Genomic DNA, 24,541 nt, shown 5'->3' with positions numbered 1-24,541 from the left:
TCAGCAATGGCCCAAGGAACCCTTTTCAGCGCTATAATTGTCCGAAAATAAGGACATTGGTCATGACGTTGGCAGATGCTGTCGTGTGGCGATAACGGAGAAAAGGAAAAACTCCCTTTCCGAAAATGGAAAGGGAGCTGAAAAGATGTTATATAGAGATTAACCTTGAGTTGTTGTAGATGATTGTCCTGTAGGCGTTCCCGACGAATCACCAGGTGTATTTGTGGTATTCGTTTGATCCGGATTTGTAGTTTGAGTAGATGCGGCTTTTTCTAGCTTAGCTACATTCGACGAACCTGAAAGTGCATGTTTATACTTGGTGGCATCTGTAGCAAATGACAAAATATATGCCTTATACTCTCCCCCAACTGCAATTTTAGCACCAGCGGAATCTATTGTTGATACTGCCGATAAGTCGACCACACCTGCTGCCAATTCTTGAGGAGATAGTGTTCGATAGTTGTTGTTAGAAACTGCTGATGAAAGATCCAAATCTGATCCTTGAACAATGAATAAGCGATATTGGTTACTACCTTCTGCAGTTTGTGGAGTAAATGTGAGTTTGTAGCTCTCATTGTCAACTGTACTTGTATTTTGAAGCGATAATCCTGTTGCCACTTGAGCTTGAGTTGCTAGGGCATAGATACTAAATACATTAGAAGCAGGTGACAAGCTTGATGAACGAGAAGAACTTTCGGATACAGACATAACAAAGGCTTGATAATTTTGTCCAACAACAAGATCTTTGCCGTTAATATCCTTATACCCTGTATTCAATCCAATCGGTTGACCTGCATTTGCTTTTGGCTGATCAGAGTATCCTTCTGACCCAAGTTTGAGAGCTGAACTCAAGTTGAAGCCACTTACATAATTTGCAGGTACTATAAATAGACGATAATTAGCTATGCCTGTTTCATTCGCTGCCTTAGCAAAATTCACAGTCACATCTGAAGCATTGCCTGCCTGTTGCCCTTGATTTTTAACAGTTACATCTACCTTGCTTACTGCTGCTACAGCAGATGTGCTATTCAATCTCACTACAGCCGATGCCGATGAGATTGTACTGGACTGAGAAGAATTATTGTTCACCGCCACAACAAACACTCGATAATCAATATTGTTTGCTATAAGATTTCCGTCCGTTGATCTGACATTATCCGTTAAATTGAAAGTCTGATTACTTCCCGTCTTGCTTCTGTACGTGTAATATCCATTATTTAAAGCAGAATTCAAATTAAAGTTGCTAACATCCGAATTTTTGACAACAAACACACGATAATGATTTACATTCGTCTCATTGGATGACTTATTGAACGACACACGCAGGTCACTACCATTACCGTTATCGCCAACATCAGCTGCAGCCACATTCGTCGGAGCCGGCACCGTTGCATTCTGTGTCAGTGTAATTTGAACCGATGATGAGGACAAAGCATTCTGGCTCCAATTGCCGTTGTTGTTCACGGACAGGACGAACACACGGTAAGGAAGCCCGTTAACAATGAGATTTCCAATGGTATCTCTAGTGCCCGATTGCAGTGATACTGACAGATTACTGCCCGTTTTGTTTACCTGAGTGTAATAATTCGACGAATTGGCTGCATTCAGATTGAAGCTTCCCGCATAGCTGGCAGGTACCACGAACACGCGATAGTGCGAAATATTGGACTCATCCGACGCTCTGTTGAATGTTACGCGCAGATCAGAACCGTTCCCGTTGTCACCGATATCTGCAACTGACAGGTTGCTTACCACACCTGCAGTGCTATTCGACGTCAATCTCAATACACTGGAAGAAGCCGACAGTGCATTGGTGTAGTTATTTTGCTGACTGCCTGCTGCCATGACATAGATTCGATAATCCTGCAAATTCGTGATGTTATAACCGCTTGTATCCCGCATATTGGAAGGCAAGGTTACAGTAATGTTGTTGCCCGTTTTATTTACCGTGTAATAGAGGCTGGAAGACAGATTGCTTGCTGTATTCAGGTTAAAGCTGCTGGTTACCGAATTGCGTACAACGAACACACGATAGTTTGCCACCTTCGACTCATCGGATACACGGTTAAAGCTTACCTGAATGTCGCGGCCATCTCCATAATCTGAAATGTCTCTGACTTGTGTAATCACTGGAGCTGCTGCTGTATTCACGGACAACGTCAGGGAAGATGATGATGTGGATAGCTTGCTATCCATTGTTGTATTCGCACTCACTGACATGATGTATACCACATAGGCTGTTCCGCTTTTGATCAACTCGCCAGAAGTATCCCGGGATGAGGAAGTCAGCTGAGCTTTAACTGCACTTGAGTTGCCTTTGTAGATGATCGTAGAATTGGCACTGGATACTTTATTAGCCGCATTGAGATTAAATGTCGAGGCATCCTTTGCTTTCACTACATATGCGCGGTAATACGTAATATTGGACGTCGTGCTTGGCTGTGTAAAATTAATCTCCATATCTCGGCCATCGCCATAATCGTTTACGTCAGCTACACGCAGCCCCGTTACAGCCTGAACGGAAGATTTCACCTGGTTCAGCTTTAGAACTTGGGAAGACCAGTTCAATATATTTTTGTAGTTATTACTGCTGTTGCCTACGGTTAATACATACAGACGGTAGCTTTCATTGCCGTTAAGCAAATCTCCGTTAACGTCACGTGTCTGAGCATTCAGTGTGAGCTTCGGATTGCTGCCGTTTGGCGTAATGGAAGTATAATTTGCGGAAGGAACAGCTGAGGCCGTCTTTTCATTGAAGCTGTTCACATCACGCGTTTTTACCAGCATAATCCGGTACGCAGACACGGTTTTTTCCGAAGTCGCACGTGTAAAGCTTACCGTCAGATCGCGACCATCTCCGTTGCTGCCGGATACCGCGCCATATATATTCCAGGCCGCAAACTGCGTATCATCTACTGGCGTTTCAGGCGTTGATGATGTTGTTTTGATATCCACACGCTGATTCCGTGAGTTCCAGAATACTTTTTCGCCAAACGCTTCACTCACAAAACGAATCGGCACCATCGTGTTTCCCTTGATTGTACTCGCAGGCACATCCAGCATGGTGAGCTGTCCGTTGATATATGCAACCTTGGAACCGAGCGTTAATGAAACCTCCTGATCCCCGCGTGTTGCTGTAATTTTTTTCGTTTGATTGCTGTACTTTACATCTGCATCCAATCCTTCGAAAATCGACCGCAGCGGTACAAGTACGCGCCCAGCCTTCATAACTGGAGCCTGAGCAGATGGTAGCTCGGCATCATTAATATAGATACTGATTCTTGCCGCTGCGTCCATCACCGACAGTGGCAGTGCAGACATGAGCATGGCCGACACGGCCAACGCTGACATCACCTTTTTGACTTGATTTCCTCCCGCTTTCCTCATACCTGTATCCCCATTCTCTCCATAATTAGTAACATCGTATAGACTAGCTTTGCTATTGGTGAATTCCTGTATTTTCCTATGCACATCTAAGACGTTCCGATTCGATAAAAAGTTTCCGGTCTGCCCAAAAATTATTTTCGCAGAAAAATTTACCTGTTATCTACCTTGAAAAGTTAAAAATAACAGAAGAATTTGTCATTATTCCGCAACCACTTTGTGTGCCAATTAATGTAATCTGTGGGTAATGGTTAACCACGACTGCTCAGGCAGGGGACTTATTTTCCTATGCAGCCTTTACTTCGATCGCTCCTAATAATACAGAATTGCAGGAGGTTTATACGGATGACATCATCTTTACATTATTTTAAAAATAAAGGTTTACGCACGCTGCTTACCGCCACGGCTATAGCTGTACTGTTGCAAACGGCCGCTGCTCCAGTCACTGGCATCGCTTCTGCTGCCCCGGCTGCGGAGACCAAGGTTACAACAGCCAGTTCATCCGCGATCTACAAATCATTTCAGAATATGCTTTACAAAAAAAATGGTCTGCCCGCAGCCGATCGCTACCTTGAATCCAAGATCAGCCAGGTGACCCCGTATCATGCAACACTAATGGTAATGCAGCTGGAGAACGCTCGGATCAAGGCACTGACTGCTATGACCGATCGTATGCTTGTTCCGAATGTACAGGATCAGATGTTGAAAATCTATAAGTGGAATAACAGCTTCACCCAACTGATGGCCCGCACCAAAGACAACACGCTGCGCAACTTGCTGCAGCAAGCCAGAGACAGTGGTTACCGCCTGACGATGATCGAGGGCTCGCTGTATCCAATCATGAATTACGCTGCTTTTGACAAATATACCTCCTACGTGAATAAGGATATCAAACAGTACATCCGAATCATGGCCGTGGAAACAAGCAATATTTCTACGGAGGATGGAGGCCTCATGATTGGATATCAGGAGATGCTCAATCGTGCGCTGAATCAGGAACAATTCCTGAATGATTATCCCAAGTCCAATCGGAAGCAGCAGATACAGATGCTGCTGAACGAGTATACCTTTTATACTTTTTATGGGCTGGATAATACACCTCTGTTCGATTATGACACCACTATCATGGATGCGAATGCTCAAAAAGGTTACAAAGCTGTCTTACAGCGCAACTCCTCCAAGGACAGTGCTTTTCTGAAAAAGCTGAATGCTTTTATGGATGTCGTCGCCGAATCCAAGTATGAACAAACCGAAGCGGTCGAAAACTGGCTGGAACAGAATATGCCTAGAAGTGAGTTTTGGAACTAGTAGTGTGAGGTTGCGATGAGACGGTGATTGCTGAATGGCATAACGTGAGCTAGATGAATGGGTGTGCAGAGTTATTTACATGCTTAGAGTGATTCAGCAGTGATTCAGATTGCTTTCGAGTACTTTAGATTGCGTTAAATGCTTCAGCTTTCTTCAGAGTGCTTAACCCTATGTTTCGAGTCGCAGCAGACTGCGTTTGCGGGGCACAACATTTTCTAACGATTCCCAGAAGCCTTATTTGGCGTTTTTTGAGCGGTTCAGCAATGTAACGATCTCCAGCGACGCTATTTCATCTAAAATGAGTGAAAACCTGCGATTTTCGGCATAAAAAGTGGAAATAACGTTTCTCAGATTCGTTAGATGTTAAAGTGAGCTGAAAATGGCGAAATAGCGTCATCTGAGATCGTTAGCCGAATCGCTCTGTCGGTACACACAGCAAAAAGACGAAACCCACCTCATCATGAGGGGGTCTCGTCTTCTTTCTTTTGCGTATCCCGTTGTTCCTGTGTTCCTATGTGCAGCAAATGCGGAAACGTCATGACTATCCTTGTCCTGTGTCCTGAGAATCCACCTCGAGCCCGTAGCCAGTAGCCTACCGTCTCCGGCCTTCGCCTTTAGCCATATTTGACAAAGACCACGTAACACAACCGCTTAAAGCGGTTTAATCATATGATCGTACGCATGTCCTCCAATGAGGATGGTTTCATCCCGGACGTAACCTTGCCGTTCATACAGCTGCCTCGCACGTCCATTGTCCTGTTCTACGATGAGGGCTGCCCGTGTGTGGCCGAGTTCTTTCCCCTGCTGCTCAAAAGCAGCCATCAGTGCACGGCCGATGCCCTGCCCCTGAAATGACTCGCTTACCGAGAGAGTATCCAGATAATACTCCCCGGGACGGGTTTCTTTTACCAATGCATACTTCTCGTCCGTATCCCGTCCAGGCCGATCCAGAATCGGCTGATCCAGACGGTCCGCATCATCCCCCGCGTAAGCTACCAGAATTCCAGCAACCTGCCCTTCCTGCTCCATCACGGTAATGTTCTGATAACTGATCCTGTTATGCTCCTGTGTCATCAATTCCCGCAAAATGTGCATCGCCCGTTCAAGATCACCCTCACCTGCAAGTGCATAAGCAATATCGTCAATCGCCTGCACCAGCAGCGGAAGCATCTGATCCACATCTTCCTTCCGGGCAGGTCGGAGCTGAGGTGTTGAATTGGGTACAGCTGACTCTGTCGTTGGTTTCACTTGTCACCAAATGCCCCTTTCTGCTTGTCTGTCTTATAACCAGCTGAGATCCTTCATCAGATTAACATGTTGAACAGATTGAGGTTTTTGTTCAGCTCTGTATAGGCGATGCCTTTGCGGTTCATGCGCTCGATCAGCGGCTGGTAGTCCTCTTTGTACATCAGCTCGATGCCGACCAGGGCCGGGCCGTTTTCCTTGTCATGCTTTTTCGTATATTCAAATCTGGCGATATCGTCATTCGGACCAAGCACTTCCTCCAGGAACTCGCGCAAAGCCCCTGCACGCTGCGGGAAATTCACCATAAAGTAGTATTTCAACCCTTCATAGATCAAGGAACGCTCCTTGATCTCCTGCATCCGGTCAATGTCATTGTTACCGCCGCTAATTACACAAACAACCGTCTTGCCGGCAATCTGTTCCCGATACTGGTCGAGTGCAGCAACAGCCAGCGAACCGGCAGGCTCCACCACGATGGCATTTTCGTTATATAACTCCAGAATGGTTGTGCAGGCTTTGCCTTCCGGCACCTTAACGATGTCATCCAGAATGCTGCTGCAGATGTCAAAGGTCAGATCGCCAACCCGTTTCACCGCCGCACCATCGACAAACTTATCAATATCATCCAGTGTGACCACCTGCTTGCGGAACATCGCTTCACTCATAGAAGCCGCGCCTAGCGGCTCAACGCCGATAATTTGAGTGTCAGGGCTGACCGTTCTCATATACGTTCCCACACCGGCTGCCAGACCACCGCCACCAATCGTTACAAATACATAATCTGCATGCTCATCGAGACTTTCCATAATCTCCATCGCAACCGTACCGTTGCCCGCAATAATCTTCGGTGAGTCGAACGGGTGAATAAAGGTCATGCCCTGCTCGTCACACGCACGCATTGCTTCAGCATAAGCATCATCATACGTGTCTCCGATCAGAACAACCTCTACATTATCGCCGCCAAAACGACGCACCTGCTTCACCTTCTGATTCGGCGTTGTGCTTGGCATAAAGATTTTGCCGTGAATTCCGAGCGCATTACAGCTGAAGGCCACGCCTTGCGCATGATTGCCGGCACTTGCACAGACAATACCCTTCTCCATCTCGGCTGGAGTCAAATTGCGAATCATATTATAGGCGCCCCGAATTTTAAATGAACGCACCACTTGCAGGTCTTCACGCTTCAGATAGACGTTACAGTTATATTTGGCCGACAATACAGCATCCCGCTGCAGCGGCGTTCTTACGATCACTTCACGCAGCACATGATGTGCGCGCACGATATCTTCCATGCCAACACTGGCATGTCTGGAGCCTTCATTTCCTGTACTCGTTCCTGTTGTTTCCTGATTCTCTGGTTTCATCTGTCTCCACACTCCGCTTATATGGTCTAACAATGTCACACATTGTTTTTTCTTTTCATTGTATCACTTTTGCTCTGTCCATGCGCCTGGTGAAGAATTGGATAACCTCTACTCCCCGTCCCTCACCATTCGCATAATCTCTGCCGTAATCACCTCAGGGTCTGTGAACATCACCATATGCCCTGACTGTGCCGCCTTCACCCATCTGGCGTTGGACAGCTTGTTAACCGTCTGTTGGTGAGCCTTCACGATGGCGGGTCTGATTTTACGCTCCCCTTTGCCCGGCAGTGTACCTGAAATCAGGCTAACCGCCACATTTCCCAGCTTGGGAGGCTGCTCCTGCAGCATTTTCAAATCCTGTATAAATCCCTTTCCCTCCGCAGCCATCGTGCGTGCCGCCTGTACGGTAAAGTCCTCCTGTCGGTGTTCCGCAACAACATCAGCAGGCTGCATGTGGAATGCTTTGATACCAAGGAAACGATACAAGCCCAGATGAGCCAGCATCGGAATAAGTGCACCATTGATTGCAAAGCCCACTTTCGCCATCCTGGAAAAATACAAATCACAATGCTCATCCGATGGATCAACGAGAACAATCCCCCGCAGACGAGACAGATTAACCCCTGCCGCTGTACGAACAATGGGACCTCCCCAGCTATGTCCGACCAGAATAAACGGCCCTGGCCCCAGCGCATCCAGCAGCTCGTTCAGATCTTCCGCAATCCGCGCCAGCGTACGAGGAGAAGCATCGACATCACTTCGTCCCGCTCCCGCCCTATCGTAGACAACGGTACGTGCCTGCTCGGCTACAGCGGGTACAATCAGTCCCCATGTTGATCTGGAGACACCCATGCCCGATTCAAACACAACCGTAACTTCCCCTTCTCCCCTGGACATATAATGAAGCTTTCTGCCATCACGGGTTTGAATATAAGCACTGGAACCAAACGTATGTAAATCAGGATGATGATTCATCAACTTGCCTTCCTCCCTCCATTGATGCACAGCTATCTCCATTTTCTATCGTTCATGCTCTCTGCTATCTTTAACCCGCTCTCTTCTATCTTCCATCCTATCTCTTCTCTCTTGTACCTTCCGTTCATCTATTCCCTATCTTCACCGTTCCCTAAATGAAAATGATTATCAATTAATGATTATACCTTGTTCTATGTAAAAAAAGAACACCCGATCCATCATCCGATCGGTCCCCCTCCCAGCCTTGCAGCGGCTGACCGTATAATATCAATCCTCTGGCTTCGCGCGCATTTCCTTGCGCATAACCTAATCTCTTAACGCAAAGATCCGCCCTCTTATCCACAAATGTTGTGATGTTTGTTGTTCATACGCTCCAGCAGCTGGTTCATCGCCTCTTAGCTCATGGCACCGCCGCTGTAATAAAAAAATATTTATAAGAAAAACAGCCCGATCTCAATAATCAGGCTGTTTTTTTACTGCTTGTATGTCGATGTGTACTCTCATCTTATAGATGTGGATCGGTATACTTATATACCTAATTACACCTGTGACTTATACCATGCTGCCGCAGCTTCTGCCTCGGTGCGTGTCAGCTGATGTCCCTGACGCTCCCAGTGCATATGCACATCAGCACCTGCCCCGCTCAGAAGTGAAGCCAGCTCCTCCGTTTCGTGCCGAGGTACGATCGGATCATTCTCTCCCGCACCGATGAACACAGGCAATCCTGTCAGATCGGGCAGTGTGAGCCCGCGCAGCGGTACCATTGGATGGTGAAGAATCGCTCCCTTGAATACATCTGCCTGATGGAACATCAAGCTTGCAGCGATGTTAGCGCCATTGGAGTACCCCAGTGCATAGACGTTTTTCCGATCAAATCCATACTCTGCCGCAGCAGCATCGATGAAGGAACCCAGCTCCGCTGTTCGTGCAATCAGATCCTCTTCGTCAAAGATTCCTTCGGCCAGGCGGCGGAAGAAACGTGGCATGCCATTCTCGGATACATTGCCCCGTACCCCAAGTATAGCGGCTCCCGGCGCAATCATCTCTGCCAGTCCAATCAGATCGTTCTCCGTACCTCCCGTGCCATGCAGCAGCAGCATCGTCGGTGCATCTGGCTGTGCACCTGCTTTATAGATATGTTTCATTGTCGCTGTACTCATGATTTGGACTCTCCCTTCCACTCACGTACTTGAATTGGCGGCAGCAGTTGTTCAATCTGCTCGCGTTGTGGTTCATACCATTCAGGCAGCATCAATTTTTCGCCCATGCTCTCTTGCGGCTCATCCCGCGCAAAGCCTGGAGGGTCCGTGGCAATCTCGAACAAAATGCCGCCTGGCTCCCGGAAATATACCGCATTGAAGTATTGACGGTCAATCACCGGCGTTGGGTGATATCCGGTTTGCTCCAGCTCCTGCTGAATCTGTTCATGCTCGGTGTAATCTCTGGCACGCCATGCAATGTGATGTACCGTACCCGCACCGCCGATGCCGCGCTGGATGCCTGTCGATTGAATATCAATAATCTGTCCCAGATCACCGCTGGCACGCAGTCGGATCAGGCCATTCTCTTCACCCACTTGCTCCAGACCCAGCTTGCTGACGAGCACCTCCATCGTTTTCTCAGGCACATGACTGTACAGTACAGCACCACCGAATCCCTTGATGGCATGCTCCGGGGTTACTCCATTGAATGTCCACTGACTTGGCTGACCGCCTTCACGCTCAACCAGCTCAAGCAGCAATCCACCTTTATCGAAGAAACGAATGTAGCTTTCACCGAATCTCGTTTTATTTTCATATGGGATATCAAAGGAAGCAAGACGTTCCTTCCAGAACGACAGGCTGCCCGCAGGTACCGCATAGACGGTCACCCCGGTTTGGCCTGAGCCAATAACACCTCTTCTTGAATTTTGCTGTGGGAAAAAGGTAATAATGGTCCCCGGCGCGCCCTGCTCGTTGCCGTAATACAAGTGATACACGTCTGGTGCATCAAAGTTAATTGTTTTTTTCACCAGTCTGAGTCCCAGCACACCTGCGTAAAAATCTACATTTTTCTGTGCATCGTCAACAAAAGCCGTAATGTGATGAATGCCTGACGTTCTGAACATAATCTCCACTCCCTTGGTTTTGGTTTATAAATCATATCTTGGTTGTAGTATGCTTCTTTTATTTACTGTAAATAAGAATTAACTTACCTTGACTTTGTTATTTATCTTTAAATTAAGATTCTTTAAATTTATATTAGTACATTTCTATCCATTACGCAAGCATTTATTTTAAAATTAAGACTTTAGTGCTGTGAATCTCTTAAAAACGGTTCATTTGCAGGTTCTAAGGAAGTATATCCATGAAAAAACAGGCCCCGTCCTACGGGAACCTGTCGGTTTAAGCTCAGTATCATGTTTGTTAAACCAGCTTTATTGTCTTTCCATACCAGTTTCGTTGTCTTTTCCATACCAACTTCATCGCCTTTTCTACACCAGCTTCAATTTTTTCGGCGGATTTACCAGATCTTTATGCTCATACTCATCCTTGATATCCCCGACAATCTCTTCAAGAATATCCTCCATTGTGACCATACCAATCGTATCCCCGGCTTCGTTTCTCACCGATGCGATATGCACGCGGCTCTGCTGCATCTGAACAAGCACATCCTTGATCGGAGTTCGCTCCGAGAAGCTTGGCATCGGATGTATGAAGGTGTTCATACTGAACTCCCTGCCTGCGGCCACACTGGTCAATGTTTGTTTCGTATTAATAAAGCCGACAAAATGGTTGGTTTCTCCGTGTGCAATGACTGGATATCTCGTATATTCATGCTGGTTCAACACCTCGATAATCTGATCCAGCGGCATATCTTTGTTGAGTGTAACAATTTTGTTGCGTGGAATCATAATCTCCTGGAGCAGACGCTCATCAAACGCAAAAATGTTTTTGAGGTAATCCAGCTCGGTTTGGTTGATCTCCCCGCTCTCATACGATTGTGCCATAATCAGCTTCAGTTCCTCCTCGGAGTGAACCGTATCATGTCCGGCGGGTTTGATACCGAACATACCAAGCAACAAACGAGCCGCACCATTCAAAGCATAGATGAATGGATTCATGATTTTACCGAACCAATAGAGCGGTGGTGCAAGCATTAAAGTCATCCGCTCGGCAAACTGTATAGCCAAAGTTTTGGGTGCAAGCTCACCAATCACGACGTGCAGGAAAGTAATCACTGCCAGCGCAATACCGTAAGACAGAACGGTGGACAGAGCGGCAGGCACCTCCAGACTTTCAAATAACGGATGCAGCATCTTCTCTACTGTTGGCTCACCCAAGGCTCCAAGCACGAGAGCCGTAATCGTAATCCCAAGTTGACATGCAGACAGATAATAATCCAGATGTTGTGCCACTTTTTTGGCGACCACTGCTTTTTTGTTGCCTTCCGCGATCAATTGATCAATACGGGACATCCGCACTTTCAGAATCGCAAATTCAGCACCAACAAAAAACGCGGTCAAACCGATAAATACAACGACTAAAAATAAATTCAAGGCTATTATTCCGTCCAATGACTTCCCTCAGATTGAGGGATTCACCTCCATTAAGTTTAGAAATAAAAATATATTCAAGAGACTTAACATTAAGCCAGATCGCTTGCAGGTTCTTCAGCCTCAGTGCCCTGTACACGCTCAAGCAGCACCTGCTTGATGTGATAGTTCTCGGCATCCACAACCGTCCAGACATAGTCGCCGTGTTCCACAGTGTCCCCTTTTTCGACACCGACACCCCTCTGGTACTGAATCCATCCGGCAACGGTATCCATCTCTTCATTGCCCTCAAACACCATCCCGAATTGACGCTCCAGTTCATCGAGCAGCACACGTCCGTTGATCAGATACTGGTTTTCCCCGGTTTCCTGAATGTCTGCCACTTCATCTGCGTCGAACTCATCCCGAATCTCGCCGACCAGCTCCTCAAGAATATCCTCCATCGTAATGATTCCCGAAGTACCGCCGTACTCATCCACGACAACAGCCATGTGCACACGTTCCTGCTGCATTTTGATCATCGCATCCTGAATGGAGGTCACTTCCGACACAAATGGGATTTCACGCACGAATTCACTCAATTGATGTGCTCGTGTCGCCACCATGTCCGGCAAAATCTTCTTCACATTCACCACGCCGATAATGCGATCTTTATCTCCATCCTCAATGACGGGATATCTGGAGTAGTTATGCTCATCCAAAATCGGAATAATATCGTCATAGGTCATATCCTGATTCAGTGTAATCAGTTCGGTACGTGGAACCATGATGTCTTTGGCATCCCGTTCGTCGAACACAAAAACATTTTCCAGATACGAAAGCTTCGTCTGATTACTCTCATCGCCTTCATAACTCTGATTCATAATAATTTTAATCTCGTCCTCTGAGTAGGCCTGATCATGCCCGGCGGGTTTCACTCCAAATCCGCGCAAAATGACACGGGATGCACCGTTGAGCGCCCAAATGAACGGATACATGATTTTACCAAACCAGTACAGCGGTGGCGAAAGTAATAATGTCAGTTTTTCGGAAAACTGAATCGCCAGCGTTTTGGGTGCCATCTCACCCACAACAACGTGCAAAAACGTAACGAGAATAAAAGCTATCGCATAAGAAGCTATCGCCGAGATGGAGGCAGGTACGTCCAGATAGCTGAACACCGGATACAGCAATCTCTCCACCGTTGGTTTACCCAAAGCCCCGAGTCCCAGGGCGGTAACGGTAATGCCAAGCTGACAGGCAGATAGATAATAATCGAGATCCGAGACAACCTTTTTGGCTAACACAGCCTGTTTATTTCCCTCGGCAACCAGTTGATCCACCCTTGATGTACGAATCTTGACCACTGCAAACTCCGATGCCACGAAAAATGCAGTCAATACAATCAAGATGATAAGTAATGCGATATTTAATATGGTAATTATGTCCAAAGACTTCCCCGATCCTCAGGGATTCACCTCCAAAGATAGTTACAGCGCGGTATAGTAACGTTTATGTCGTTAACCATTCATACGCTGTTTAGTGCCTGAAGTTAATAGCCTAAGACTATTAATATGCCAAACGTATATAAAAATCAGTTCATGATCATTTCTGAATGCATCGCATAATGACCTTGTAAATCTAAAACAGGAATCCAAGATGAAGTCAATACGTCCATGACGTCTAGAAACGACTTCACTCCAAGCGGGTTTGTTTCCCCCTCATGCTGTCCATTGTTCCTTGATCAACTCCACCTAGATTCTCCATTTGGACAATTTACAATATCGCCTACCCAATAGATATCCACCTCCCCCCGTACCGATTCCTGTTTCCGAAAAGTATATCATGTTTTGATCCAAACCATCCAGTTGCACGTTATGGTTTGGATCAAGCTTACAGTCTATTGTTCACAGAATAGTCTATATGTATGTTAAGTCCTGACCGCTTAAACTCAATATAAAGTATTACGCAGCAAAGAGCCCGCAGGATGCAAATACCTTTCGGTACCCCATCGTACGGGCTTGTTCAAATAGGTTTGGAACGCTATTTTGCTTGCACTCTCGCGGGTTTCACCGCTTGAATGCTGCGTATTCGTATGCGGCTTATACTAAAGCTTTCGCTGCAATGTCGCTGCGCTGATGTTTGCCCTCGAACTGAATACGCTCTGCCTGTGCATATGCTTTGTCTCTTGCATCCGCAATATCTGTGCCTAGGCCAACAACCCCCAGGATTCGCCCACCATTCGTTACCCATTCTCCGGCTTCGTTACGAGCGGTTCCTGCATGGAATACGACGCCCTCATGCACCTCATCCAGTCCGTTGATAACGACACCTTTCGCGTATGGACCCGGATATCCGCCGGAAGCGAGCACGACACATACTGCAGCCTCGTCACTCCACTCAATCTCAATATCAGCTAATTTCCCGTGCACCGTTGCCCAGAATATGTCCAGCAGATCACTTTTCAGACGTGGCAAGACCACTTGCGTCTCTGGATCTCCAAAACGTGCGTTGAACTCAATCGTTTTGGGCTTGCCATCCGGGGAGATCATCAGACCCGCGAACAATACACCGCGGAATGGCCGACCTTCGGATACCATCGCTTTCGCTGTTGGCTTGATAATCGTTTCCACCGCTTCTTCAATAATAGAGGCCGGAATATGAGGCAGCGGGGAGTATGTCCCCATTCCACCCGTATTGGGACCCTGATCATTATCGAAGACAGGCTTGTGATCCTGCGCTGCCGCCATCGGACGTACGGTTTCGCCATCGACAAAAGCCAGAATCGACATTTCTTGCCCTGCAAGGAATTCCTCGATAATGACCTTTGCTCCAGCCTCGCCGAATACTTTATCAACCATAATGCTGCGCAGCGCCTGATTTGCTTCTTCACGGGAGTACGCCACGGTTACCCCTTTACCCGCAGCGAGACCATCCGCTTTAATGACCACAGGAATGGCCTGCTCATCCAGATAGGCTTGAGCCTGCTCGTAGTTATCGAACTTCTCGTATGCAGCAGTAGGAATATGATACTTATGCAGCAGGTCCTTCATAAACGTTTTGCTGCCTTCGATCTCTGCCGCATTACGGCGCGGTCCGAAGACCGGAATGCCTGTCGAGTCAAACGCATCTACAATCCCGTCCGCCAGCGGATCATCCGGTCCGATCACGACAAGGTCTACCTTCAGCTCCACAGCAAGTGCCTTGAGCTTATCGAATTCAAGTACAGCAATCGGATGACATTCTGCCAGCTGCGCAATCCCTGCATTCCCCGGTGCACAGTGAATCTTGCCTGCCTTGGGACTCTTCGCCAGCGCCCAGATGATTGCATGCTCGCGGCCACCGCCGCCAACAACCAAAATATCCATTCGTCTCTTCCCCTCCACGCTTCAATAGTATTGGTATGTTCACACATATCAGATCATATCTCTTCCTGAAAAAAGGAGTGTCCCATACGTCATGAGCATGACAGGTGACACCCCCTTGAAACACCTGTCACTTATGATGACAGATTATAGCTTATACCTTCGTGCCTAGTGTTTGAAATGACGTACGCCTGTAAATACCATGGCGATGCCGTATTCATTGGCTACTTTGATCGACTCTTCGTCTTTGATCGAGCCGCCTGGCTGAATAACTGCTGTGATGCCGGCTTTCGCTGCCAGCTCCAACGTGTCACCCATCGGGAAGAATGCGTCGGAAGCAAGAACTGCACCTTTCGCCAGCTCGCCAGCTTGCTCAATTGCAATTTTGGCAGCACCGACACGATTCATTTGTCCTGCGCCAACACCTACGGTCATGTCGTTCGCAGCAAGTACGATGGCGTTGGACTTCACATGTTTAACGACTTTCCAGCCAAACAACAGCTGTTTCAATTCTTCTTCGGAAGGTGCACGGTCCGTCACCACGTTAAGCTCGCTCGCTTCAATGGAGTGTACGTCCGATTGCTGCACGATCATACCGCCGTCAATCGATGTCACCACGAATTGGCTTTCGCGGTTGCGAGCTGCACTCAGCTCACCTGTTTTGAGCAAACGAATGTTTTTCTTTTTCGTCAGGATATCCAATGCTTCCTGGGTAAAATCAGGCGCGAGTACGATTTCCAGGAAAATCTCGCTCAGCTTGTTCGCCGTATCGCTGTCGATGATGCGGTTTGCTGCGACAATGCCGCCAAAAATCGATGTTGGGTCAGCAGCATAAGCTTTGCTGTACGCCTCATAGATACTCTCGCCGATCCCCACACCGCAAGGGTTCATATGTTTCACAGCCACCACAGCAGGCTCTTCAAATTCCTTGACGATCTGCAATGCTGCGTTGGCATCGTTGATGTTATTGTAGGACAGCTCTTTGCCGTGCAGCTGCTCGGCTGCTGTCAATGTATCCTGTGCAGCCAGCGGTTTGCGGTAGAATGCTGCTTGTTGGTGTGGATTTTCGCCATAGCGCAAATCCTGGAGCTTTTCATAAGTAACCGTCAAGCGCTCTGGCAGCGGGTCGCCATTAACGTTGGAAAGGTAGTCGGAGATGAGTGCATCGTAAGCCGCCGTATGACGGAACACTTTTGCCGCAAGCCGTTTGCGAGTTTCAAGGGTGGTATCTCCACCGCTGCGAACTTCCTCCAGCACCTGGCTGTAGTCTGCAGCATCAACAACAACGCTGACAAAGGCATGGTTTTTCGCCGCAGAACGAAGCATGGTTGGGCCGCCGATATCAATGTTCTCGATGGCATCTTCATAGGCTACATCCGGTTTCGCGATCGTTTCCTGGAAAGGATACAGGTTAACCACAACCAGATCGATATAACCGAGACCAAGCTCCTGCATTTGGCGTGTATGCTCTTCGTTATCACGAACAGCAAGCAATCCGCTGTGAACTGCCGGATGCAATGTTTTGACACGTCCGTCCATAATTTCCGGGAATCCGGTCACGTCCGAAATTCCGATGACAGGAACGCCTTCCTTCGACAACAGGCTGCTTGTACCTCCTGTCGAAATAATCTCCACACCCATTTGCGACAGCTCGCGGCAAAAGTCCACGATGCCTGTTTTATCCGATACGCTGACCAGCGCTCTTTTGATACTCACAATATGCTCCTCCTTTAATGTCCCATAAGCTTCGCGTTTCCTGACGAAACACAGCCGATTTATTTCCCGAGAAATATCACAAAATGCGTACCAACATTCGACTTCTGTTATATAAGTTGAACTAAGATGTTTACACAGAACACTCCGATGACAGAACAACCTTCCAATCGCTGTTATCCCCAGATTTTTTTGATTTCCCTTCTCAAGGGAAAAATCCGGTGATAGGCCTATGCTTCCGATGCAGCTTTCTTTCAGAAAGCTTTCAGGCGAACGCTTCGCTTCTCCAGCTTATTTCTGTTCTCTTTGTTCATGTGCGGAAAAAATCTCAACTTAATATCAAACCGGTTTGGTAATGGTGACATGGCGTCCGTCTAATTGAACCAGACCTTGCGCAAACCAGGATACCACTTCAGGGTACAGCTGCTGCTCAGCTGCATGAATGGCTTTGCTGATCGTTTCAGCTGTATCTCCCGGCTGCACTGGAACCGGGTGCTGGGCAATAATCGGCCCCGTATCCATTCCCCCGTCAACAAAATGCACGGTCACACCGGTCACCTTCACACCATACTCCAGTGCTTGTCCAATGGCATCCTTGCCTGTAAATGCTGGCAGCAGGGAGGGATGAATATTGATTAGTCGGCCTGCGTAACGATCCACCATTACTGAAGTCAGCAGTCTCATATACCCCGCGAGCACAACCAGATCAATCTGTTTAGACTCAAGCACCTCGATAATCTCTGCCTCATATGCTTCACGCGAAGCATACGCCTTAGGTGTAAACAGATGGCAGTCTATACCTGCATCCTGTGCTCGCTGCACAACACGTGCAGCAGGCTTGTCACAGACAAGCAGCTCCACCGAAGCGTTCAACGCGCCATTGCGTGCTGCATCGACCAGAGACTGGAAGTTGCTTCCCTCCCCGGAGGCAAATACAGCAATGCGATAGTTCGCCATTAAACATCCGCTCCTGTGAAGGTTACTCGCGCATCTCCTTCAGTTACACGGCCGATGATGTACGCTTCTTCACCCGATGCTTTCAATTGCTCCAAAGCTTTCGCTGCATCTGCTTCGTTCACAACTAACACAAGCCCGATGCCCATGTTAAAGGTAGTGAACATATCGCGGTTGGAAACATCGCCTTTTTGCTGTAACAGATTAAAGATCGGCAGAATTGGCCATGAGCCATAATCAATATCCACATTCACGCTGCTTGGCAGCATACGCGGGATATTTTCGATAAATCCACCGCCTGTAATGTGCGCCATGCCTTTTACTTTCACGTTTTCCAACAGGGACAGCAGTGGTTTTACGTAAATTTTTGTTGGCTCCAGCAGCGCATCTCCCAGCTTGCCGCCCAGTTCTTCCACTTCCGAGTGCAGATCCAAGCCAGCTTCTTCGAGCAGCAATCTGCGAACCAGAGAGAAGCCGTTACTGTGTACACCACTGGAAGCGAGACCGATCACCGTATCTCCAGGTGCAATGGTTGTGCCGTTGATAATCTTTGCTTTGTCCACAATACCAACCGTGAAACCTGCGATATCATACTCGCCTTCACTGTACATGCCTGGCATCTCAGCCGTTTCGCCACCAATCAGCGCACAGCCGGACTGATGACAGCCTTCTGCGATACCGGCGACGATGGCTTCAATCTTCTCAGGAATGACCTTGTCGCAAGCAAGGTAGTCCAGGAAGAACAACGGCTCAGCGCCTTGTACGACGATGTCATTCACACACATGGCTACTGCGTCAATCCCGATGGTGTCGTGACGATCCATGGCAAAAGCAATTTTTAGCTTCGTGCCAACACCATCTGTACCGGAAACCAGTACCGGCTCATCATACTTATCTTTGTTCAAGCCGAACAGTGCTCCGAATCCACCCAGATCAGTCATCACTTCCGGACGGAAGGTACGCTTTACGTGTTTCTTCATCCGTTCAACCGCTTCATTGCCTGCCGCGATATCCACGCCGGCCTTTTTATATGCTTCGGACACAACCCTCACACCCTTCGTATCTTGTATAAATTGAGTTGAAAATATTATTTGTGTAAATGAAAAGTCCAACTCATTTATTGCTACTCATCTCTAGCAGATGAATCTGTACCAATTCAAATCCAGCTACACCCATTGTAATGTACTGACTGTACTCTTCTGGTGGAACCATTCGAATGTATTCGTCACCGTTGTATACCGCACCGGCACACTGGAATACTTGCAGTTCCTTTTTCTCCGGAGTCAGCGGGATGTTACCAACAATGCGCCATGTGCCATCTTTCAGCAGCTTGGGTGACGTGAAGATCACGCTGCTCTTACGTTTACCATAAGAATAGACAAGGAATTCGCCGTCTTCCAAACTTACAGTTTCGTCACGCTGAATGCTCATCACGCCGAATGAAAAAACTTTTTTGAAGCGATCTCGCAGTGCACATACAATCTGACAGACAGCAAACCGTCCATCATGCATCGGAATCAGAAAAATATCGCCCTCATTATAGCTTTTTCTTCCCATAAGCCTGACCTCCTAACAGCTGCAGCCGAACTTCTCTTCACCGTCGAAGTCGAGACGGGTCGGATAATCATTATCGAAGCAGGCCAGACATAGCCCGCCCTTATAGTCATCCTGATTATCTCCTTGAATCGAAGCAATCAGTCCATCCGGGCTGAGAAACGCCAGTGAATCCGCATTAATCTCACGGCAAATCTCTTCTACCGACAGAGAGGATGCAATCAGTTCACGGCTATCCGGTGTATCAATGCCATAGAAGCACGGATTTTTGAATGGCGGTGATGTAATGCGCACATGTACTTCGGTTGCCCCTGCATCACGCAGCATATTCACGATCCGGCGCGATGTCGTGCCCCGTACGATGGAGTCATCAATCATGACAACACGTTTGCCTTCCACGACGCGGCGCACTGCGCTGAGCTTCATCTTCACGCCCTGCTCACGCAGCTCCTGGCTTGGCTGGATAAACGTACGTCCCGTGTATTTATTTTTGATCATACCCATCTCATAAGGAATGCCCGTCTGTTCAGCGTATCCAATCGCCGCCGAGATGCTGGAATCTGGTACCCCCGTAACCAAGTCCGCATCCACGAACGACTCAATCGCCATCCGGCTGCCCATCCGTTTACGAGCAGCATGCTGGTTGGCTCCATTCATATCACTGTCCGGGCGAGCAAAATAAATATATTCCATCGCACACAGCGCCTTACGGTGTTTGTGATCGTCAAAACGATCTTCATGCAAGCCGTCTGCATCCAGCACAAGCAATTCACCAGGCTGAATATCACGAATCAGCTCTGCGCCGATGGTTTCAAGCGCACAGGTCTCGGAGGCAAACAGATAAGCATCCCCCAGCTTGCCCATCGTTAACGGACGAAGTCCATGCGGATCAGAAGCTACCAACAGCTTGTCATTCGTCATAATGAGGAAGGCATACCCGCCCACAATACGCTGAAATGCATCTTTTGCCGCCTCCACAAGTCCTTTTGGAGAACGTGCAATCAAGTGAGCAATAACTTCAGTGTCACTTGTCGTTTGGAAAATAGAACCGCTCTGCTCCAGCTCGCGCCGGATCGTTGGCGCATTCACGATGTTTCCGTTCGTTGCAACGGCCAGATCGCCATCGCGATATTTGAATACGAGCGGTTGTGCATTCGTCAGCTTGCTGTCTCCACTCGTGGAATAGCGCACATGTCCTATGCTAATATCGCCTGTCAGTGTCTGCATCAGGTCTTTGGTGAACACTTCCTTCACCAGTCCCATGCCGCGATGATAGTTAAACTGTGTACCATCGCTTACACACATGCCTGCGCTCTCTTCCCCGCGATGCTGGAGTGCATGCAAACCATAGTAAGAAAGGGAAGCCGCATCAGGGTGACGATACACCCCGAATACGCCGCATTCTTCCTTTAATTTGTCGAGTCCTTCCTTGCCGGACCCTTCGTTATAATAATCGCCTGTCCACAACGGTTCCGTCATCAGTTCATGAGACATGGAATCGCATCCTCCCAGACCTTCGCCAAACCTCCTACAGGTTCGTTCACGGCTGATGTTCCGTTCAATTCAATCGTCAGGTTACTTCCTTCGACACGTCCAATGACAGCTACAGGCACACCGCGCTCACGTACAAAAGCTTCAAGCTTGCCCGCTTGCTCCGGCGAAGCCGACAGCAAAATACGGGATTGACTCTCACTGAACAATGCGTGATCTGCACGCAATGCAGTCTCTACATTCACTTGTGCGCCCACGTTACCGCTGATGCAGGACTCTGCCAATGCAACCGCCAAGCCGCCTTCGGACAAGTCATGCGCTGAGCGAACAAGTCCGGATTGGATGGCTTCCAGCACGGTGCTGAGCAATGCCTTCTCCGTGTTCAGGTCAAGCTGTGGCGGACGTCCTTCCGTCACGCCGTGCACGGCGTACTGCAGCTCGCTGCCGCCGAGTTCCGCTTTGGTTTCACCGAGGAGAATGATCACATCACCTTCGGATTTGAAAGCCTGTGTCGTGATATGATCCGTATCATGAACGAGACCTACCATACCGACAACTGGCGTTGGATAGATGGAGCCTTTGGCGTTTTCATTGTACAAACTTACGTTACCACCGATGACCGGTGTATCCAGAACACGGCAAGCTTCTGCCATACCGTCTACCGCTTTTTCCATCTGCCAGAAAATATCCGGTTTCTCCGGGTTACCGAAGTTCAGGTTGTCCGTAATTGCGAGCGGCTCCGCACCGGAACATACGATATTACGCGCTGCTTCACTCACCGCAATTCGTCCGCCCACTTCAGGATCAAGGTACACATAACGTCCGTTACAGTCTGTCGTCATCGCAAGACCTTTGCGCGTGCCACGGATCGTTACCACCGCTGCATCCGAGCCTGGACGCACGGCTGTGCTTGTACGCACCATGTAGTCATATTGATCGTAAACCCATTTTTTGCTCGCTACAGTCGGGGAAGCCAGTACTTGTTTCAAGGCACCGCCGAGATCCGACACCTCGTCATAACGCAGCGTGTCGATGGAAGCACTCGCTTCATAATAAGCGGGTACAGAAGATGGCTTGTCATATACTGGACACTCGTCAACCAATGCCGTAACAGGCATATCACCAACAACCTCACCGTGGTGGATCAGCTTCAGACGACCATCATCTGTAACTTTACCAACTTTGGCGCAGATAACGCCCCAACGTTCAAAGATTTCCAGCGCCTGTGCTTCATCCTTCGGCTCAACGACAAACAGCATCCGTTCCTGAGACTCGGAAAGCATCATCTCGTACGGTGTCATGCCTTCTTCACGTTGTGGCACCTGATCCAGATACAGCTCCAGACCGTTACCTGCTTTACTCGCCATCTCCGCACTGGAGCATGTCAGACCTGCTGCACCCATGTCCTGAATACCGAGCACGATGCCCGTGTCGATCAATTCCAGACAGGATTCCATAACCAGCTTCTCCATGAACGGATCACCGACCTGAACCGCTGTACGCTGGGACTCGGATTCTTCGGTCAGCTCAACGGATGCAAACGTTGCACCGTGAATACCGTCACGACCTGTTGGCGGCCCCACGTAATACACCGGGTTACCTACACCCTTGGCTACACCACGCTGGATTTTATCATGATCGATCAGACCGACACACATTGCGTTAACGAGCGGGTTACCCTCATAGCTCTCATCAAACATCACTTCACCTGCAACGGTTGGAATCCCGATACAGTTACCGTATCCCGCAATACCCGCTACTACATGCTCAAATAGATATTTTACGCGCTCGCTCTCCAGCTTACCGAAACGAAGAGAGTTCAACAGCGCTACCGGTCTTGCACCCATGGAGAAAATATCACGGATAATGCCGCCCACACCTGTTGCCGCACCTTGATAAGGTTCTACCGCGGAAGGGTGGTTATGGCTTTCAATTTTGAAAACAACAGCCTGATTATCGCCGATATCCACGATTCCGGCACCTTCACCCGGTCCCATCAGGACACGCGGGCCGCTTGTCGGGAAACGACGCAGGAGCGGCTTGGAGTTTTTGTAGGCGCAGTGCTCGGACCACATGACGCTGAATACACCGATTTCCGTGTAGTTTGGCTTGCGGCCCATGAACTCACAGATCAGCTCATACTCGCTGTCAGACACGCCCATCTGTGCGTAAAGTTTATGTTCTGCGACCTGTTCTGCTGTTGGCTCCTTAGCGGATAGCTGCTGCGTCATGCCGATCCCTCCATGCTTTCAAAATTGATGTGAACATCCGTTTGCCGTCTTCCGAGCCGAACAGTGAATCCACTGCACGCTCCGGGTGCGGCATCATGCCAACTACATTGCCTGCTTCGTTACATATTCCCGCGATATCCCCCAGAGAACCGTTCGGGTTGCTGCCATATGTGAAAACAATCTGATTGTTTGCTTGCAAGCTTGCCAGTGTTGCTTCATCACAGTAATAGTTGCCTTCACCGTGAGCGATCGGAATGATAATCTCTTCGCCTGGTGCATAGTCACGTGTGAATGGTGTGTTTGCATTAGCTACTTTCAGCACCGTGTCATGGCAACGGAATTTCAGAGACGTATTACGGATCAATGCTCCCGGGAGCAAACCTGCTTCCGTCAAGATCTGGAACCCGTTGCAAATGCCCAGTACATATTTGCCTTGCTCTGCAGCCTTAGCCACTTCGTTCATTACCGGTGCGAAACGGGAAATCGCTCCGCAGCGCAGGTAGTCTCCATACGAGAAACCACCCGGAACCAGAATGCAATCATACGCCGACAGATCGGTAGCCGTATGCCATACATAATCAACCTCTTGTCCAATCGCATCTTCCACCGCTTTGTAACAGTCGATGTCGCAGTTGGAGCCAGGGAACACAAGAACTGCAAATTTCATGAGATTAAGCCTCCAATTCGTAGCGGTAATCTTCAACAACGGTGTTGGCGAGCAATTTCTCACACATCACTTTCAATCGTTTCTCCGCTTCCACACGATCCGTTGTATCCAGGTTCAGTTCCATGACTTTACCGATCCGTACACTTTCCACTTCGTTGAATCCCATGGAATGCAGGGCTCCTTGAACGGCTACCCCTTGCGGGTCGAGTACGCTTTGCTTGATAGTGACATATACGGTTGCTTTGATCATGATTCGAAGTTCCTCCTCAGTAATGAACGGGATAAATGCTTTATGCTGTTAAAAAAGTAACGGGCAGCCTTGGGACGGTCGCTTCGGTGTGGATGCTTCCTCCGGCCGCTGGTTGTTCCCAGGTTTTTCTTGATTCGTTTTGGCCCGCGCTGCGGTCAAAACCCGGGAACAAAGGCGGACGCTTCGCTCCTTCGTGAACCATTCCACCCCTGTGCTTGATCCTGCGGCTATATTTTTTAAAGGCCTAAACCCTTTATGTTGCTCGGCGGGTAGTAAAAGCGGTTGCCTTGGGACGGTCGCTTCGGTGTGGATGCTTCCTCCGGCCGCTGGTTGTTCCCAGGTTTTTCTTGATTCGTTTTGGCCCGCGCTGCGGTCAAAACCCGGGAACAAAGGCGGACGCTTCGCTCCTTCGTGAACCATTCCACCCCTGCGCTTGATCCTGCGGCTATATTTTTTAAAGGCCTAAACCCTTTATGTTGCTCGGCGGGTAGTAAAAGCGGTTGCCTTGGGACGGTCGCTTCGGTGT

Annotated in this window: 18 protein-coding genes; 1 reads left to right on the top strand and 17 read right to left on the bottom strand. The window is 48.5% G+C overall.

The window, feature by feature from the left end:
• Nucleotides 1–159: 159 nt before the first annotated feature.
• Nucleotides 160–3,387 (bottom strand): copper amine oxidase N-terminal domain-containing protein, encoded by a 3,228-nt coding sequence (locus tag HNR77_RS15845; protein WP_184186141.1) that lies wholly within the window; start codon nt 3,385–3,387, stop codon nt 160–162.
• Nucleotides 3,388–3,729: 342 nt separating this feature from the next.
• Here HNR77_RS15845 and HNR77_RS15840 point away from each other — a divergent pair, with 342 nt between their 5' ends.
• A complete protein-coding gene (locus tag HNR77_RS15840; RefSeq protein WP_184186138.1) occupies nt 3,730–4,692 on the top strand; it encodes a hypothetical protein in 963 nt (320 codons plus the stop codon).
• 651 nt (nt 4,693–5,343) lie between these two features.
• Here HNR77_RS15840 and HNR77_RS15835 read toward each other — a convergent pair.
• From HNR77_RS15835 to purS, 16 genes are all read right to left on the bottom strand, one after another.
• On the bottom strand, nt 5,344–5,940 hold the full coding sequence (locus tag HNR77_RS15835; protein ID WP_311768638.1) for a GNAT family N-acetyltransferase: 597 nt from the start codon (nt 5,938–5,940) through the stop codon (nt 5,344–5,346).
• Nucleotides 5,941–5,996: 56 nt separating this feature from the next.
• Nucleotides 5,997–7,229, bottom strand: coding sequence for a threonine ammonia-lyase IlvA (ilvA, locus tag HNR77_RS15830; RefSeq protein ID WP_188594359.1), 1,233 nt, complete (start codon nt 7,227–7,229; stop codon nt 5,997–5,999).
• Between the two features lie 180 nt (nt 7,230–7,409).
• Complete coding sequence (locus HNR77_RS15825) at nt 7,410–8,276, bottom strand: alpha/beta fold hydrolase (RefSeq protein ID WP_184186429.1); 867 nt, start codon at nt 8,274–8,276, stop codon at nt 7,410–7,412.
• 539 nt (nt 8,277–8,815) lie between these two features.
• The gene (locus HNR77_RS15820; RefSeq protein ID WP_184186423.1) at nt 8,816–9,421 is read right to left on the bottom strand and encodes an alpha/beta hydrolase; all 606 of its coding nucleotides are present in this window, start codon (nt 9,419–9,421) and stop codon (nt 8,816–8,818) included.
• A gap of 11 nt (nt 9,422–9,432) precedes the next feature.
• Nucleotides 9,433–10,383: a ring-cleaving dioxygenase gene (locus tag HNR77_RS15815; RefSeq protein ID WP_221443868.1), complete on the bottom strand. Its 951-nt coding sequence runs from the start codon at nt 10,381–10,383 to the stop codon at nt 9,433–9,435.
• Nucleotides 10,384–10,749: 366 nt separating this feature from the next.
• Complete coding sequence (locus HNR77_RS15810; protein ID WP_184186132.1) at nt 10,750–11,832, bottom strand: hemolysin family protein; 1,083 nt, start codon at nt 11,830–11,832, stop codon at nt 10,750–10,752.
• Between the two features lie 71 nt (nt 11,833–11,903).
• A complete protein-coding gene (locus HNR77_RS15805) occupies nt 11,904–13,241 on the bottom strand; it encodes a hemolysin family protein (RefSeq protein ID WP_184186129.1) in 1,338 nt (445 codons plus the stop codon).
• A gap of 651 nt (nt 13,242–13,892) precedes the next feature.
• Complete coding sequence (gene purD / locus HNR77_RS15800) at nt 13,893–15,158, bottom strand: phosphoribosylamine--glycine ligase (protein WP_184186126.1); 1,266 nt, start codon at nt 15,156–15,158, stop codon at nt 13,893–13,895.
• A 165-nt stretch (nt 15,159–15,323) separates the two neighbouring features.
• Nucleotides 15,324–16,871 carry a bifunctional phosphoribosylaminoimidazolecarboxamide formyltransferase/IMP cyclohydrolase gene (purH, locus tag HNR77_RS15795; RefSeq protein WP_145405554.1) on the bottom strand — a complete coding sequence of 516 codons (1,548 nt, stop codon included), beginning with the start codon at nt 16,869–16,871 and terminating at the stop codon, nt 15,324–15,326.
• Nucleotides 16,872–17,207: 336 nt separating this feature from the next.
• The gene (gene purN / locus HNR77_RS15790; protein ID WP_184186123.1) at nt 17,208–17,825 is read right to left on the bottom strand and encodes a phosphoribosylglycinamide formyltransferase; all 618 of its coding nucleotides are present in this window, start codon (nt 17,823–17,825) and stop codon (nt 17,208–17,210) included.
• Entirely contained in the window at nt 17,825–18,865 is a 1,041-nt protein-coding gene (gene purM / locus HNR77_RS15785; RefSeq protein WP_184186120.1) for a phosphoribosylformylglycinamidine cyclo-ligase, read from the bottom strand. The genes purN and purM overlap by 1 nt, the downstream gene beginning before the upstream one ends.
• Before the next feature lie 70 nt (nt 18,866–18,935).
• Complete coding sequence (locus HNR77_RS15780; protein ID WP_184186117.1) at nt 18,936–19,379, bottom strand: immunity 26/phosphotriesterase HocA family protein; 444 nt, start codon at nt 19,377–19,379, stop codon at nt 18,936–18,938.
• Nucleotides 19,380–19,391: 12 nt separating this feature from the next.
• Entirely contained in the window at nt 19,392–20,870 is a 1,479-nt protein-coding gene (gene purF, locus HNR77_RS15775) for an amidophosphoribosyltransferase (RefSeq protein WP_111273230.1), read from the bottom strand.
• Nucleotides 20,855–23,098, bottom strand: a complete 2,244-nt coding sequence (gene purL / locus HNR77_RS15770; protein WP_184186114.1) for a phosphoribosylformylglycinamidine synthase subunit PurL — start codon at nt 23,096–23,098, stop codon at nt 20,855–20,857. Before purL ends, purF begins: the two co-directional genes overlap by 16 nt.
• Entirely contained in the window at nt 23,076–23,765 is a 690-nt protein-coding gene (gene purQ, locus HNR77_RS15765; RefSeq protein WP_184186112.1) for a phosphoribosylformylglycinamidine synthase subunit PurQ, read from the bottom strand. Before purQ ends, purL begins: the two co-directional genes overlap by 23 nt.
• A gap of 4 nt (nt 23,766–23,769) precedes the next feature.
• The gene (purS, locus tag HNR77_RS15760) at nt 23,770–24,015 is read right to left on the bottom strand and encodes a phosphoribosylformylglycinamidine synthase subunit PurS (RefSeq protein ID WP_110897836.1); all 246 of its coding nucleotides are present in this window, start codon (nt 24,013–24,015) and stop codon (nt 23,770–23,772) included.
• Nucleotides 24,016–24,541: the final 526 nt, after the last annotated feature.

The organism is Paenibacillus sp. JGP012, assembly GCF_014203995.1.
GTDB classification, from domain to species: Bacteria; Bacillota; Bacilli; order Paenibacillales; family Paenibacillaceae; genus Paenibacillus; species Paenibacillus silvae.
The sequence above is the reverse complement of the archived record's forward strand: the minus strand, read 5'-3'. Positions and strand labels throughout refer to the sequence as shown.

Excerpts from the sequence above, each read along its gene's own strand:
- HNR77_RS15825 (WP_184186429.1), bottom strand. The coding sequence starts at position 8,276 with ATGAATCATCATCCTGATTTACATACGTTTGGTTCCAGTGCTTATATT.
- purQ (WP_184186112.1), bottom strand. The coding sequence starts at position 23,765 with ATGAAATTTGCAGTTCTTGTGTTCCCTGGCTCCAACTGCGACATCGAC.
- HNR77_RS15840 (WP_184186138.1), top strand. The coding sequence starts at position 3,730 with ATGACATCATCTTTACATTATTTTAAAAATAAAGGTTTACGCACGCTG.
- HNR77_RS15815 (WP_221443868.1), bottom strand. The coding sequence starts at position 10,383 with ATGTTCAGAACGTCAGGCATTCATCACATTACGGCTTTTGTTGACGAT.
- ilvA (WP_188594359.1), bottom strand. The coding sequence starts at position 7,229 with ATGGAAGATATCGTGCGCGCACATCATGTGCTGCGTGAAGTGATCGTA.
- purL (WP_184186114.1), bottom strand. The coding sequence starts at position 23,098 with ATGACGCAGCAGCTATCCGCTAAGGAGCCAACAGCAGAACAGGTCGCA.
- HNR77_RS15780 (WP_184186117.1), bottom strand. The coding sequence starts at position 19,379 with ATGGGAAGAAAAAGCTATAATGAGGGCGATATTTTTCTGATTCCGATG.
- purN (WP_184186123.1), bottom strand. The coding sequence starts at position 17,825 with ATGGCGAACTATCGCATTGCTGTATTTGCCTCCGGGGAGGGAAGCAAC.
- purF (WP_111273230.1), bottom strand. The coding sequence starts at position 20,870 with ATGTCTCATGAACTGATGACGGAACCGTTGTGGACAGGCGATTATTAT.
- HNR77_RS15845 (WP_184186141.1), bottom strand. The coding sequence starts at position 3,387 with ATGAGGAAAGCGGGAGGAAATCAAGTCAAAAAGGTGATGTCAGCGTTG.
- purD (WP_184186126.1), bottom strand. The coding sequence starts at position 15,158 with ATGGATATTTTGGTTGTTGGCGGCGGTGGCCGCGAGCATGCAATCATC.
- HNR77_RS15820 (WP_184186423.1), bottom strand. The coding sequence starts at position 9,421 with ATGAAACATATCTATAAAGCAGGTGCACAGCCAGATGCACCGACGATG.
- purS (WP_110897836.1), bottom strand. The coding sequence starts at position 24,015 with ATGATCAAAGCAACCGTATATGTCACTATCAAGCAAAGCGTACTCGAC.